Here is a 13,672-nt window from a genome sequence, read left to right on the forward strand (position 1 = left end):
TTTGGGAGTTTAGCTCAGCTGGGAGAGCATCTGCCTTACAAGCAGAGGGTCAGCGGTTCGATCCCGTTAACTCCCATAGGTCCCGTAGTGTAGCGGTTATCACGTCGCCCTGTCACGGCGAAGATCGCGGGTTCGATTCCCGTCGGGACCGTTAAAATAATGAAAATTATTTTAAGACTCGTTAGCTCAGTTGGTAGAGCAATTGACTTTTAATCAATGGGTCACTGGTTCGAGCCCAGTACGGGTCATATTTTGCGGGTTTGGCGGAATTGGCAGACGCACCAGATTTAGGATCTGGCGCTTTACGGCGTGGGGGTTCAAGTCCCTTAACCCGCATAAGAGAATAATAATGAGCCGGCTTAGCTCAGTTGGTAGAGCATCTGATTTGTAATCAGAGGGTCGCGTGTTCAAGTCATGTAGCCGGCATTTTTTTATATAAAGAAAGCAATGCGAACGTAGTTCAGTGGTAGAACACCACCTTGCCAAGGTGGGGGTCGCGGGTTCGAATCCCGTCGTTCGCTTGAGGAGGCCGGGGTGGCGGAACTGGCAGACGCACAGGACTTAAAATCCTGCGATTGGTAACGATCGTACCGGTTCGATTCCGGTCCTCGGCATAGACAAAGGTTGAAAGAAGCACCCTTAGCTCAACTGGATAGAGTACCTGACTACGAATCAGGCGGTTAGAGGTTCGACTCCTCTAGGGTGCATGGTCGCAAGGCTATGTAATAATTGAATAGGAACGAGCACCCTTAGCTCAACTGGATAGAGTACCTGACTACGAATCAGGCGGTTAGAGGTTCGACTCCTCTAGGGTGCATAAAGCGGTAGCTTTAGATCGGGAAGTAGCTCAGCTTGGTAGAGTACTTGGTTTGGGACCAAGGTGTCGCAGGTTCGAATCCTGTCTTCCCGATAGTGTATCGAAAAAGTCTAATGGTTGACATTAGACTTTTTTTGTAGTTATTTTTTATTAATTTTCAAGAAAAAAGAGCTTTCGCTCTTTTCAACTTTATTTATTTCGCAGTTCAACATAACGGTTATACCAAATTTTGATATATTCCTCAGAAAAAGGACCTTTGTTTTGGTTTATCCAATCTACTAAAACCTTAACATTTTCCTTTAAAATAAAGTCGATGTCATCTGAATAGTGCATTTTTTCTTTATGCTGCTCGTATTCTTCAACATCTAACAATTTTTTTTCACCATTGGTAAAGACCTTGACGTCGAGATCATAATCGATATATTTTAAGGCTTCTTGGTCAATGTGAAAAGGACTTGCTAGGTTACAGTAGTAAGACACACCATTGTCACGGATCATGGCGATGATGTTAAACCAATATTTTTTATGGAAATAAACGATCGCTGGTTCACGTGTGATCCAACGTCTACCATCACTTTCAGTCACAAGTGTATGGTCATTTACTCCAATAATTGCATTTTCAGTTATCTTTAATACCATGGTGTCACGCCATGTACGGTGTAAACTGCCATCATGTTTATAACTTTGAATTGTAATAAAGTCGCCTTCTTTAGGTAGTTTCATAACTTACCAACTTTCTACAATCTAAGTATATCCTCTATATTGTATCATATTTTTTCAAATTTTTTCTTATTTTTCTATTTAATTTTCAATTTGGTTTATGAATCTAAGTATTCTCTAATGGCTGACGTTATATCACTGTAGTCGTAGCCTTTTCTGGCTAGTGCCTGAGTCAAGCGTTGTTTGAGGTCATAGCCTTCATATTTTTTACTGTATTTACGGTATTGTTTTTCTAACTCTTTTAGAATGAGCTCATTGGTTGTTTCTTCATCTGTTTCGAGCTCGAGATTTTGGAATGCTATCTTTGCTTGATTGTAAGCAAAACCTTTTGAAATGAGTGCTTGGATGATTTTCGTTTCAATGGCTTTTAACGGATATTTTCCTTGGTATTTTTTTAGGAGTTTTATTGCGGTACGGTCGATCACTTCTGAAAAATCATAGTCTGCAAGAATTTCTTGAAGGATAGATTTTGGGATCCCTTTTTGTTGAATTTTTTGTTGTAATAAGGCAGGTCCTTTATCGCCACTGAGAAGGTTGGCTTCTATCAGGTTTCTTGCATATTGACGATCATCTAACCACTTGTCTTCTTTTAGGTGTTGGACCACTTTATCAATAATGCTACTATCAATTTCATATTTTGTTAGGTAGTCTCGGACTTCTTTTGTTGTCCGAGCTTTAAAAGAAAGATGGTAAAGGGCCAGGTTTTTACCATAGGAGTATTGAGCAAACTCTTGGATTTCTTTTAATTCTTCTTCACTGATTTCTTTATCTTTGGAAAGGAAATATTTGACGATGGTGTCTTCTGTAATATAAAGTTTTTGATCATTGTCTAATTCCAGGAGGTAGAGTCTTTTTTTCTTTTCTAGTTTTGTAATTTTCATGTTTTTATTATACCGAAAAATGTGTTAAGATAGGGATATGAACGTTAAAGTAAAACAAAAAATTCCTTTGAAAATTAAACGAATGGGAATTAACGGGGAAGGGATTGGCTTTTATAAAAAAACACTTGTCTTTGTGCCAGGCGCTTTGAAGGGAGAAGATATCTTCTGCCAAATTACAAGTGTCAAGAAAAATTTTGCGGAAGCCAAACTCCTATCTGTGAATAAGGCGTCTAAGTTTCGTGTGACGCCCATGTGTGATATCTATGAGACCTGTGGTGGTTGTCAAATCATGCATTTGAAGTATGACAAGCAGCTGGAGTTTAAGACAGATTTATTGCAACAGGCCTTGAAAAAGTTCTCACCTGAAGGATTTGAACAGTATGATATTCGGCCGACAATCGGAATGCAGGAACCTCTTTACTATCGGGCAAAATTGCAATTTCAAACAAGGAAATTCAAGGGCCAGGTGAAGGCAGGACTCTATGCTCAAAATTCACATTATTTAGTTGAATTAAAAGATTGTTTGGTTCAAGATCCGGTTATTCAAGCTATTGCCAATGATCTAGCGGATTTATTGACCTATTATCAGATTCCGATTGCTGATGAGCGTAAAGAACTGGGTGTCAGAACCATGATGGTTCGACGGGCGCGGAAGTCTGGTCAAGTTCAGATCATTGTGGTCACTAGTCGTCAGATTAACATAAATAATTTGGTGCAAGACTTGGTCACGAAACACCCTGAGATTGTCACAGTTGCCGTTAATAAAAATACGTCTCGTTCCAGTGAGATCTATGGGGAACAAACGCAGATTATTTGGGGAGAAGAGGCCATTTTGGAAGGTGTTTTGGATTACGAATTCTCCCTTTCTCCTCGAGCCTTTTACCAGTTGAATCCGGAACAAACTGAAGTATTGTATAGTGAGGCTGTCAAGGCTCTAGATGTTTCTCCAGAGGATCATCTGATTGATGCCTACTGTGGGGTTGGAACGATTGGCTTTGCTTTTGCTAATAGAGTGAAAAGTGTCCGAGGGATGGATATTATTCCTGAAGCGATTGAGGATGCCAAATACAATGCTAAACGGATGGGATTTGAGAATACCCACTATGAGGCTGGTACAGCAGAAGAGATCATTCCTCGATGGTACCAAGAAGGCTATCGGGCCAATGCTGTAATCGTGGATCCACCTCGTACGGGCTTGGGGACAAAATTAATCGAGACCTTGTTGCAGTATGCACCTGAAAAGATGGTCTATGTCTCTTGTAATGTATCTACTTTGGCACGGGATCTAGTGGCTTTGACAAAGGTTTATCAGGTTGAATACATTCAATCAGTAGATATGTTTCCCCATACCGCAAGGACGGAAGCAGTTGTGAAATTAGTGAAGAAGTGAAAGTAGAAGAATGGATATTTGGGAAAAACTTTATCATGAGGCGAAAGCTCTCTATGCGCCTCAAGAGGTTTCAGATTTTGTCTATGCTCGACATGTGGTTGCTGCTGTTGAGGCTGCAGATGGTCAGATTTTTACGGGCTTTTGTATGGAAGGAACCTGTGGCGTCTTTCATTTATGTGCCGAACGAGCAGCACTCTTCAACATGTATCAACAATCAGGCCAGACCAAGGTCAAGCGCATTATTGCTTTTCGAGACAAGCCTCCTTATGGAGAAGGCTCAGGGATGCCTTGTGGAGCCTGTCGTGAATTTCTCCTTGAGCTAGATGCAGAGAATCGTCATCTAGAATTTATGGTGGATTATGAGAGCCGCAAGACCATTACTTTAGGTGAATTGATGCCTCTTTGGTGGGGAGAAGAACGGGCTCGTCAAAGAGAAAATAATGGGAATGAGTAGAGGAAATAAATAAATGGACAATGTTATTGATGTATCGATTCCAGTTGCTCAAGTTATTGATCAACATCCGGAGGTATTGGATTTGTTAGTGGAGTTGGGCTTTAAACCCTTAGCCAATCCGATCATGCGCAATACAGTTGGGCGCAAGGTTTCCTTAAAACAAGGATCAAAATTAGAAGGTACTCCTATGGAGAAGATTGTGCGAACACTAGAGGCAAATGGTTATGAAGTAGTGGGGCTAGACTAATGAGTGATGAACGAATTCACGTCTTAAGAGATATCTTATTAGAGCTTCATCATGGAGCTTCCCCTGAGTCGGTTCAGGAGCGCTTTGATGCGACCTTTGCAGGGGTTTCTGCGATTGAGATCTCTCTTATGGAGCATGAACTGATGAACTCAGATGCAGGGGTGACTTTTGAAGATGTGATGGAGCTTTGTGATGTCCATGCCAATCTCTTTAAGAATGCGGTTCAAGGGGTCGAAGTAGCAGATACCGACCATCCAGGCCATCCTGTTCAAATCTTTAAACAGGAGAACTTAGCCCTTCGTGCGGCTATGATGCGGGTACGCCGCTTGCTAGACAATTATGAGACAACCGATGATCCTGAGATGATTCAGGAGATTCATAAGGGCTTGTTACGTCAGCTGGGTTTAGTGGGTCAATTTGACCGGCATTACCGTCGTAAAGAAGAGTTGATGTTTCCGATTATGGAAAAATATGGGCATGATTCCCCACCAAAAGTGATGTGGGGAGTGGATGACCAAATTCGAGAACTCTTTGCGAAAGCTTTGGATGCGGCCAAAAAATTACCGGATTCTAGTATTTCTGAAGTCAAGGAACGCTTTGAAGCCTTTGCGCAAGAGTTTGAGGGCATGATCTTCAAGGAGGAGTCGATCCTCTTGATGATTTTGCTGGAGTCCTTCACCCAGGATGACTGGCTCTCCATTGCAGAAGAAAGTGATGCTTATGGTTATGCCATTATTCTCCCAAGTGAGAAATGGGTGCCGAAACGCGTGGACTTCAAGGAGGACGCGTCGAAAGAGTCAGAAGGTTCAACTGAACCGCTTCCTTCTTCAAATGGAGAAGAGCACCGTCAGGTCATTGAGACTCCTGAGGGACAATTGACCATTACCTTCACGCCTAAGAAAAAAGAAGAGAGCTTCGATCGCAAGCAGCCACAAGCTTTTGGTCATGGATTTTTATCGGTGGAGCAAGCGAATTTAATCTTGAACCAGTTACCAATGGAGATCACCTTTGTCAATAAGGATGATATTTTCCAATATTACAATGATGCTGCGCCTTTTGAGGAAATGATTTTTAAGAGGACGCCATCGCAGGTAGGACGCAATGTTGAGCTGTGTCACCCACCGAAATATTTGGAGAAGGTCAAAGCCATCATGCAGGGGCTTCGTGAAGGGAAAAAAGACAAGTATGAAATGTGGTTCAAATCAGAATCGCGTGGGAAATTTGTCCATGTCACCTATGCAGCTGTGCGTGATGAAGCGGGAGACTTCCAAGGTGTCTTGGAATATGTTCAGGACATTCAACCTTATCGAGAGATCGATACGGATTTTTATAGAGGAATGGAGTAAAGATGAGTTACGAAACAGAGTTTATGAAGGAGTTTGAGGAGTGGATCAAGACCCAAGTCATGATCAATGAAATGGCTCTTGAAGAAAGTAAAAAAGTTTTTGATGAAGACCAGGATGAACGAGCTAAAATCGCTATGATTCGCTATGAAAGCCGTTTGGACGCTTATCAGTTCTTGCAAAGGAAGTTTGAAAATTTCCATGCTGGAAAAGGATTTCATGATTTACCAGATGGCCTCTTTGGTGAAAGAAAATATTAAATGGCCTTATTGAAGGCGTTTTACTAGCTAGATTCACCTGAAAATTGTGCAATGACTTGATTTTTTAGGGGATTGTGATACAATAAAAAAGTTGAAATGACATCAACGGATTTTTGAATGGAATTATGGTGATGAAACCTTGTTGCCTTAGGAATTGATCACTGAATTTAGGAGGAAAAATGGCAAAGAAGAACGTAAACCGTGCGAAACAATACAAACATCAAAATAGACATCTTTTGAAAAAAGCTGTCGCAACTGTAACTGCAGCTGTGAAAGAAGCACCTAAAAAGGTTGAGAAAGCTACAAAAGCAGTGGCGAAAGAAGTGAAACATGCGGCTTCTTCAGTGGAAGAATTTGCTGCAAGTTTGGAAGGTGTGGCACTTGATCGTGCGCAAACATTCTATGATGAAGGTATTCGCTCTGTTGCGGACTTCGCAAACTGGACAGAAAAAGAGTTGTTGGCCCTTAAAGGAATCGGCCCAGCTACAATCAAGAAATTGAAAGAACTCGGCGTTAAATTTAAATAATCGCTTTTGTGATTTCTTGCTATTTCCAGGAAAACTTGCTAAAATGAACCTATTAGAGGTGTTTTGAATCCCACATTTTACAGAAAGTGGCGGTGCTGAGAAGTCCACAAATGTGTCAAAACTGGTTGCTAATAGATGAAAATGAAATAAACAAAGTTGCGGGCATTGCCCGAAATTGGGTGGTACCGCGGATTAATACATTCGTCCCTGTCAGATTAATGACAGGGACGATTTTTATTTTATCCCCCTAGCTGAAGGAGCTTGTCATGAAACAATCTTTTAACACCAGTAAACTCTACTATGGCTTTCCTATCTTCATCCTGGGGTATCAGGACCAGAACTTTGGACATAATATCACGACCTGCAGTTCCTCTTATAGCCTGGGCGATTGGCTGGTCATCGGGGTTGGTGCTGAGGAAAATGCGGCTGACCAGATTAAGCATTACCAACAGTTCAGCGTGAACATCCCTGATGAAAACTTTATGCTGGAGATGGAGCAGGCTGGCTTTATCAGCCATCGGGAGAAATTGAAACACCTGGGGCTAGACTACGAGATTTCTGAACGGACTCAGGCCCCGTTTTTAGAGGCTTGTCCAGTCGTTTTGGATTGCCAGGTGGATCGGATTATCGAGGAAGATGGTATCTGTCATATTTTTGCCAAGATTCTCGAGCGACTGGCTGATCCAGAGCTCTTAGATGATAAGGGGCATTTTATAAATGACCGTTTTGCACCGACCTACTTTATGGGGGACGGTCACCAGCGTGTTTATCGTTATCTGGACGACCGAGTCGATCCCATGGGAAGCTTTATCAAGAAAGCGAGGAAGAAAGATGACAAGAGCTGAACTGCCAGAAAGAATAGAAACCGAGCGTCTGGTCTTGCGAGTCCGAACAGTGGCGGATGTAGAGGATATCTTTGACTATGCTAGTCGTCCAGAAGTCTCTTACCCAGCAGGGTTTCCACCTGCCAAGACCTTGGAAGATGAGATTTATTACCTAGAACATATCCTTCCCGAACGTAATCAAAAGGATAATCTCCCAGCAGGCTATGGAATTGTGGTCAAAGGGACCGATAAAATCATAGGCTCAGTCGATTTCCCCCGTCGCTACGAAGACGATGTACTGGAGATTGGCTATACCTTGCACCCAGACTATTGGGGCCGAGGCTATGTGCCCGAAGCAGCGCGTGCCTTGATTGACCTAGGTTTTAAAGAATTGGGACTTCACAAGATTGAACTAACCTGCTTTGGCTACAATGCCCAAAGTCAACGTGTCGCTGAGAAGCTTGGTTTCACCCTTGAAGCTCGTATCCGAGACCGTAAAGATGCCCAAGGCAATCGCTGTGACAGTCTGATATACGGCTTGCTGAAGAGTGAGTGGGAAACTCAAGATCAACATTAAAAATAGAAATAACTAGAAAGGACACACACATGTCTAAAGAACTTTCACCTAAATACAATCCAGCTGAGGTTGAGGCTGGTCGTTACCAAAAATGGCTTGATGAGGATGTTTTCAAGCCTTCTGGTGATAAAAAGGCGAAGCCTTATTCAATCGTTATTCCACCACCAAACGTAACTGGTAAACTTCACCTTGGTCACGCTTGGGATACAACTCTTCAAGATATCATCATCCGTCAAAAACGGATGCAAGGCTTTGATACGCTTTGGCTTCCAGGGATGGACCATGCTGGGATTGCCACTCAAGCTAAAGTAGAAGCGCGTTTGGCTGAGGACGGCATTTCTCGTTATGACCTGGGTCGTGAGAAATTCCTCGAGAAGGTCTGGGAATGGAAAGACGAGTATGCGACGACTATCAAGGAACAATGGGGCAAGATGGGGCTCTCTGTAGACTATTCTCGTGAGCGTTTTACCCTTGATGAAGGGTTGTCAAAAGCGGTTCGTAAGGTCTTTGTAGAACTTTACAAGAAGGGCTGGATCTACCGTGGTGAATTTATCATCAACTGGGATCCGAAAGCCCGTACAGCCCTTTCTGATATCGAGGTAATTCACAAGGATGTCGAAGGTGCCTTCTACCACATGAACTACATGTTGGAAGACGGTTCACGTGCCCTTGAAGTAGCAACAACACGTCCTGAGACTATGTTTGGGGATACTGCTGTAGCGGTTAACCCAAATGACGACCGTTATAAAGACTTGATTGGTCAAAATGTTATCTTGCCAATCTTGAACAAGCCAATCCCAATCGTAGGGGACGAACACGCAGACCCTGAATTTGGTACTGGTGTGGTGAAGATCACTCCTGCCCATGACCCTAATGACTTCTTGGTTGGTCAACGTCATAATCTTCCGCAAGTGAACGTCATGAACGATGATGGTACCATGAATGAATTGGCTGGCGAATTCAACGGCATGGACCGCTTTGAAGCTCGTAAGGCCGTTATCAAGAAGTTAGAAGAAATTGGTGCCCTTGTTAAGATTGAGAAGATGACCCACTCAGTTGGTCACTCAGAGCGTACTGGAGTTATGGTTGAGCCACGCTTGTCTACACAGTGGTTCGTGAAGATGGATCAATTGGCGAAAAATGCCATTGCTAACCAAGACACAGACGACAAGGTAGAATTCTACCCACCTCGTTTCAACGATACCTTCCTTCAATGGATGGAAAATGTCCATGATTGGGTAATCTCACGTCAGCTCTGGTGGGGTCACCAAATCCCTGCTTGGTACAATGCTGAAGGTGAAATGTACGTTGGCGAAGAAGCGCCAGAAGGTGACGGATGGAAACAAGACGAAGATGTCTTGGATACGTGGTTTAGTTCAGCCCTTTGGCCATTCTCAACTATGGGCTGGCCGGATGTCGACTCAGAAGACTTCAAACGTTACTTCCCAACGTCAACCTTGGTAACAGGTTACGATATCATCTTCTTCTGGGTATCTCGTATGATCTTCCAATCATTGGAATTCACAGGACGCCAACCATTTAAGAATGTTCTTATACATGGCCTTATCCGTGACGAGCAAGGACGTAAGATGTCTAAGTCACTCGGTAACGGGATTGACCCAATGGATGTTATCGAGAAATACGGTGCCGATGCCCTTCGTTGGTTCCTTTCAAACGGTTCTGCACCAGGTCAAGACGTGCGTTTCTCTTACGAGAAAATGGATGCGTCTTGGAACTTCATTAACAAGATTTGGAACATCTCTCGTTACATCCTCATGAACAATGAAGGTTTGACCCTGGATGTGGCGCGTGAAAATGTGGCTAAAGTGGCTGCTGGTCAAGCAGGTAACGTGACAGACCGCTGGATTCTCCATAACCTTAACGAAACGATTGGAAAAGTCACTGAAAACTTTGATAAGTTTGAATTCGGTGTGGCTGGTCACATCCTCTACAACTTCATCTGGGATGAGTTTGCAGACTGGTATGTTGAGTTGACTAAGGAAGTGCTTTATAGCGACAATGAGGAAGAAAAAGTTATCACTCGATCTGTTCTTCTTTACACCTTGGATCAAATTTTGCGACTCCTTCACCCAATCATGCCATTCGTAACCGAAGAAATCTATGGTCAAATCTCTGAAGGAACGATCGTGACTGCGGAATACCCAGTGGTTCGTCCAGAGTTTGAAAACGAAGAAGCAGCAGCCGGCGTTGAAGCTCTTAAAGATGTGATTCGCTCTGTTCGTAACTCACGTGCAGAAGTGAACGTAGCGCCAAGCAAACCAATCACTATTTTGATCAAGACAAGCGACAGCGACTTGGAAGCCTTCTTTAATAGCAATGTCAACTATATCAAACGTTTCACAAATCCAGAACACTTGGAAATTGCAGCAGATGTCGAAGTACCTGACTTGGTTATGTCAAGCATCATCACAGGTGCAGAAATCTACTTGCCACTGGCTGACCTTCTCAATGTTGAAGAAGAATTGGCCCGTCTTGAAAAAGAATTGGCCAAATGGCAAAAAGAACTGGATATGGTTGGTAAGAAACTCTCTAACGAACGCTTCGTAGCCAATGCCAAACCAGAAGTCGTCCAAAAAGAACGCGACAAACAAGCCGACTACCAAGCGAAGTACGATGCGACCGTCGCACGTATTGATGAGATGAAGAAACTCGTGAAATAAACACAGAAACACGGCGGTATGCCGTGTTTTTTTGGTATAATGAAACTATTAAATAACGGTAGAAAAGAGACGATCTATGCCAGAAGGCGTAACTTTATTTCAAGACACTCTTATTAAATCATTAAAATATGGTTTTGTGGATAATGTACAGTATCAAGAGGGAGGATATTCACCGCAGATTTTGATCAATGATCATGAAATGAAGCGGTATGTTTTGACGGATTTGCAAGAGGAGTTGAGTAAGTGCAAGGCTTTCTACATATCAGTGGCCTTTATTACACAGTCTGGAATTGCCTTAATTAAGTCGCAATTGTCTGATCTGATGGATAAAGGAATAAAAGGTAAAATTCTTATATCTCCTTATCTCGATTTCAATGATCCAATTGCAATGCAAGAATTACTCAAGTTAGAGAATGTAGAAGTCCGTTTGACTCCCGAGAGTTTGCAGATGCATGCCAAGTTTTATCTCTTTGAGCATGAGGGAAGGCAGGTATTGATTTCGGGAAGTTCGAATCTGACCCATAATGCTCTCAAAATAAATTATGAGTGGAATATTAAATTGACATCTACTCATAATGGCGAGCTTATTCGAGCTACTAAAGCTGAATTTGACAAGATTTGGGAGAAGTCGGATCTTTTGACATATGACAAGATTGCTTCTTATGCGCGAAAACGTCAGAATGTCATTCGAGTGGATCAGATTCGCGAAGAGAAGACGGCTCAGTATCAGAGTGAAACAATTAGTCCTAATGAAATGCAAAAGGATGCTTTAAAAGGATTACAAGCAATTCGTGATTCTGGGAAAAAGAAGGCTTTGGTCATCAGTGCCACTGGGACAGGAAAAACCTTTCTATCAGCTTTTGATGTCCAACAGTTTAAGCCAGAAAGAATGCTTTTTATTGTTCATCGAGAGCAGATTCTTCAGAAGTCATTAACGGATTTTCAAAAGGTCTTGCAGTTTTCTGATGAAGAAGGTCTTATTTATCACTCTGGGGCTGATTTGACGGGCAAAAAATATGTGTTTGCTACTATCCAAACCCTTTCACGTGAACAGCATTTAGGCCTATTTTCAAGAGATTATTTTGACTATATTCTGATTGACGAGGTTCATAAAGCTGGTGCAAATTCTTATAAAAAAGTGATGGCGTATTTTCAACCAGAATTCTTTTTGGGGATGACGGCTACTCCAGAGCGGACAGATGGTCAGAATATTTATGAATTGTTTGACTACAATATTGCTTATGAGATTCGTCTACAAAATGCCCTTGACAATGATATGCTTTGCCCATTCATTTATTTTGGGGTAAAGGATATCGAAATCGAAGGACAGTTAATCAATGAGAAAACTACGATTGCGAACTTAACTTCCGAAGAGCGCGTGAAGCATATTATTAAGAAGATTGATTTTTATGGAGTTAGTGGAGAGAAAGTGAAGGGCTTGATGTTCTGTTCTTCTAAGCAAGAAGCCCATGACTTAGCATCCAAACTGAATCAAAAGGGGAAACATTGTCGAGCCTTAACAGGTGAAGATAACATGGAGACCCGGAATGAAGTCGTTGCCCAACTAGAAAAGGGAGAGCTTGACTACATTTTAACAGTAGATATCTTTAACGAAGGGATTGATATTCCATCGGTCAATCAGGTTGTGATGTTGCGGAATACTCAATCTAGCATTGTTTTCGTACAACAGTTAGGTCGAGGACTACGGAAGCATGAGAGTAAAGAATATGTTACCATTATCGACTTTATTGGAAACTATAAGAATAACTATTTAATTCCTATTGCTTTGTTTGGTGATAAATCGATGAATAAAGATAATTATCGTCGAGAGCTTCGAGAACCAAACATTCTAAAAGGATTGACGACCATCAATTTTGAAGAAGTAGCTAAGGAACAAATCTTTAAGTCCATCACTAATACTAATTTATCTAATAAAGTTTTGTTGAAAGAAGCTTATATGGAGACGAAGAACCGGCTAGGTTGTATTCCAAAATTAAGTGATTTTTGGAAATTAGATACTTTGGATCCATACATCTTTTTTGATAGCTTTAATCATTATGGAGAAGTTATCGATTCTTTTGACAAGGATGATTCATTTGTTAAAATTTCTGAGCTAAATGGATTTCTAACTTTTCTTTGTAAAGAGTTATCAAATGGAAAGAGGAAAGCAGATCTTTATCTTTTAAAATTCTTTCTGGAAAAAGAAAAGATTTCGCGTTCGGATTTTGAAAAATTCCTAAAAGAAGAGAATTTAGGAGCTTCTAATGAGTTGTTGAAGTCTATTGAGAATTTCTTGACCTATAGCTTTTTTGTTAAAAGAGATCAGGAAAAGTATGGTGTATCAGCTTTGGCTATCAAGAATAATATTTATCAACTTTCACCATATTTTGCTCAATTTCTGACAAAGGAGTATAAAGATTTTATATTAGATATCATTCAGACGGGTCTTTATCGTTCTGAAAAGTATCCACAGAATCCGTTGACAATCGGGGAAAAGTATTCTCGTAAAGACGCTGTGAGACTACTCAACTGGGATAAGGATGAGAGCTCGACTGTTTATGGTTATAAGGTTAAACATGGAACTTGTCCGATTTTTGTCACTTATCACAAAGAGGATGATATTACTGAAACAACTCAGTATCAAGATGGTTTTTTATCAAATAAAGTCTTTCACTGGTATTCTAGGAGCAACAGGAGTTTCAAGTCAAAAGAAGTAGCCGAGATTATGCAGTCTAATGATACTGGATTGAGCCTTCACCTGTTTATAAAAAAAGAGGATGGTGAAGGAAGTGATTTCTATTATCTTGGACCAGTCTGTTATATTGAGGATAGTGCTCTTGAAACTATAATGCCAGATGGCAAAACGCCTGTAGTGACCATGAATTTTGAACTGATCAATGAATTTCCTACAACACTTTATGATTATTTAACAAAAAAATAAGAGGTATACC

General features: G+C 41.5%; 12 protein-coding genes and 10 tRNA genes. 20 read left to right on the forward strand and 2 right to left on the reverse strand.

From position 1 onward, the window contains the following. Positions 1–3 precede the first annotated feature (3 nt). From NFR56_RS04320 to NFR56_RS04365, 10 genes are all read left to right on the forward strand, one after another. Positions 4–76 (forward strand) — tRNA-Val (locus NFR56_RS04320). Between the two features lie 2 nt (positions 77–78). Continuing rightward, positions 79–151: transfer RNA gene (locus NFR56_RS04325), tRNA-Asp, on the forward strand. A 24-nt stretch (positions 152–175) separates the two neighbouring features. Continuing rightward, positions 176–248 (forward strand) — tRNA-Lys (locus tag NFR56_RS04330). A gap of 6 nt (positions 249–254) precedes the next feature. Then, positions 255–336 (forward strand) — tRNA-Leu (locus NFR56_RS04335). A 17-nt stretch (positions 337–353) separates the two neighbouring features. Next, positions 354–426: transfer RNA gene (locus NFR56_RS04340), tRNA-Thr, on the forward strand. A gap of 23 nt (positions 427–449) precedes the next feature. After that, positions 450–521 (forward strand) — tRNA-Gly (locus NFR56_RS04345). A gap of 7 nt (positions 522–528) precedes the next feature. Further along, a tRNA-Leu gene (locus tag NFR56_RS04350) sits at positions 529–614 on the forward strand. Between the two features lie 19 nt (positions 615–633). Beyond that, positions 634–707 (forward strand) — tRNA-Arg (locus tag NFR56_RS04355). Positions 708–743: 36 nt separating this feature from the next. After that, positions 744–817: transfer RNA gene (locus NFR56_RS04360), tRNA-Arg, on the forward strand. A 19-nt stretch (positions 818–836) separates the two neighbouring features. Beyond that, a tRNA-Pro gene (locus NFR56_RS04365) sits at positions 837–910 on the forward strand. 96 nt (positions 911–1,006) lie between these two features. On the opposite strand, the gene ntdP is transcribed toward NFR56_RS04365, so the two are convergent. Together ntdP and recX are read right to left on the reverse strand one after the other, a co-directional pair. After that, positions 1,007–1,540, reverse strand: a complete 534-nt coding sequence (ntdP, locus tag NFR56_RS04370) for a nucleoside tri-diphosphate phosphatase (RefSeq protein WP_003005798.1) — start codon at positions 1,538–1,540, stop codon at positions 1,007–1,009. A 95-nt stretch (positions 1,541–1,635) separates the two neighbouring features. Then, positions 1,636–2,418: a recombination regulator RecX gene (recX, locus tag NFR56_RS04375; protein ID WP_251457898.1), complete on the reverse strand. Its 783-nt coding sequence runs from the start codon at positions 2,416–2,418 to the stop codon at positions 1,636–1,638. A 37-nt stretch (positions 2,419–2,455) separates the two neighbouring features. On the opposite strand from recX, the gene rlmD reads away from it, so the two are divergent. The 10 genes from rlmD to NFR56_RS04425 all read left to right on the forward strand — a co-directional run bounded on the left by rlmD (position 2,456) and on the right by NFR56_RS04425 (position 13,662). Continuing rightward, complete coding sequence (rlmD, locus tag NFR56_RS04380; protein ID WP_251457901.1) at positions 2,456–3,808, forward strand: 23S rRNA (uracil(1939)-C(5))-methyltransferase RlmD; 1,353 nt, start codon at positions 2,456–2,458, stop codon at positions 3,806–3,808. 10 nt (positions 3,809–3,818) lie between these two features. Beyond that, positions 3,819–4,262 carry a cytidine deaminase family protein gene (locus NFR56_RS04385; protein ID WP_251457903.1) on the forward strand — a complete coding sequence of 148 codons (444 nt, stop codon included), beginning with the start codon at positions 3,819–3,821 and terminating at the stop codon, positions 4,260–4,262. A 13-nt stretch (positions 4,263–4,275) separates the two neighbouring features. Further along, positions 4,276–4,509: a DUF1858 domain-containing protein gene (locus NFR56_RS04390; RefSeq protein WP_003005810.1), complete on the forward strand. Its 234-nt coding sequence runs from the start codon at positions 4,276–4,278 to the stop codon at positions 4,507–4,509. Then, positions 4,509–5,855, forward strand: coding sequence for a DUF438 domain-containing protein (locus NFR56_RS04395; protein WP_251457905.1), 1,347 nt, complete (start codon positions 4,509–4,511; stop codon positions 5,853–5,855). The genes NFR56_RS04390 and NFR56_RS04395 overlap by 1 nt, the downstream gene beginning before the upstream one ends. A 2-nt stretch (positions 5,856–5,857) precedes the next feature. Beyond that, positions 5,858–6,112, forward strand: coding sequence for a DUF1912 family protein (locus NFR56_RS04400; RefSeq protein ID WP_003005817.1), 255 nt, complete (start codon positions 5,858–5,860; stop codon positions 6,110–6,112). A gap of 179 nt (positions 6,113–6,291) precedes the next feature. After that, on the forward strand, positions 6,292–6,639 hold the full coding sequence (locus tag NFR56_RS04405; RefSeq protein WP_049498321.1) for a helix-hairpin-helix domain-containing protein: 348 nt from the start codon (positions 6,292–6,294) through the stop codon (positions 6,637–6,639). A 266-nt stretch (positions 6,640–6,905) separates the two neighbouring features. Continuing rightward, positions 6,906–7,484: a flavin reductase family protein gene (locus NFR56_RS04410; protein ID WP_223141293.1), complete on the forward strand. Its 579-nt coding sequence runs from the start codon at positions 6,906–6,908 to the stop codon at positions 7,482–7,484. Further along, a complete protein-coding gene (locus tag NFR56_RS04415; RefSeq protein WP_049498324.1) occupies positions 7,471–8,040 on the forward strand; it encodes a GNAT family N-acetyltransferase in 570 nt (189 codons plus the stop codon). The genes NFR56_RS04410 and NFR56_RS04415 overlap by 14 nt, the downstream gene beginning before the upstream one ends. Before the next feature lie 29 nt (positions 8,041–8,069). Then, positions 8,070–10,721 (forward strand): valine--tRNA ligase, encoded by a 2,652-nt coding sequence (locus tag NFR56_RS04420; RefSeq protein WP_049506418.1) that lies wholly within the window; start codon positions 8,070–8,072, stop codon positions 10,719–10,721. A gap of 76 nt (positions 10,722–10,797) precedes the next feature. After that, on the forward strand, positions 10,798–13,662 hold the full coding sequence (locus NFR56_RS04425) for a DEAD/DEAH box helicase (RefSeq protein WP_049506417.1): 2,865 nt from the start codon (positions 10,798–10,800) through the stop codon (positions 13,660–13,662). The last annotated feature ends 10 nt before the right edge of the window (positions 13,663–13,672 follow it).

This window comes from Streptococcus caecimuris (assembly GCF_943193075.1).
Taxonomy (GTDB): Bacteria; Bacillota; Bacilli; order Lactobacillales; family Streptococcaceae; genus Streptococcus; species Streptococcus caecimuris.

Bases quoted from the DNA above. Each gene is read 5' to 3' on its own strand.
- NFR56_RS04415 (WP_049498324.1), top strand. From the start codon at position 7,471: ATGACAAGAGCTGAACTGCCAGAAAGAATAGAAACCGAGCGTCTGGTC.
- recX (WP_251457898.1), bottom strand. From the start codon at position 2,418: ATGAAAATTACAAAACTAGAAAAGAAAAAAAGACTCTACCTCCTGGAA.
- NFR56_RS04400 (WP_003005817.1), top strand. From the start codon at position 5,858: ATGAGTTACGAAACAGAGTTTATGAAGGAGTTTGAGGAGTGGATCAAG.
- NFR56_RS04425 (WP_049506417.1), top strand. From the start codon at position 10,798: ATGCCAGAAGGCGTAACTTTATTTCAAGACACTCTTATTAAATCATTA.
- ntdP (WP_003005798.1), bottom strand. From the start codon at position 1,540: ATGAAACTACCTAAAGAAGGCGACTTTATTACAATTCAAAGTTATAAA.
- NFR56_RS04410 (WP_223141293.1), top strand. From the start codon at position 6,906: ATGAAACAATCTTTTAACACCAGTAAACTCTACTATGGCTTTCCTATC.
- NFR56_RS04395 (WP_251457905.1), top strand. From the start codon at position 4,509: ATGAGTGATGAACGAATTCACGTCTTAAGAGATATCTTATTAGAGCTT.
- rlmD (WP_251457901.1), top strand. From the start codon at position 2,456: ATGAACGTTAAAGTAAAACAAAAAATTCCTTTGAAAATTAAACGAATG.
- NFR56_RS04405 (WP_049498321.1), top strand. From the start codon at position 6,292: ATGGCAAAGAAGAACGTAAACCGTGCGAAACAATACAAACATCAAAAT.
- NFR56_RS04385 (WP_251457903.1), top strand. From the start codon at position 3,819: ATGGATATTTGGGAAAAACTTTATCATGAGGCGAAAGCTCTCTATGCG.
- NFR56_RS04420 (WP_049506418.1), top strand. From the start codon at position 8,070: ATGTCTAAAGAACTTTCACCTAAATACAATCCAGCTGAGGTTGAGGCT.
- NFR56_RS04390 (WP_003005810.1), top strand. From the start codon at position 4,276: ATGGACAATGTTATTGATGTATCGATTCCAGTTGCTCAAGTTATTGAT.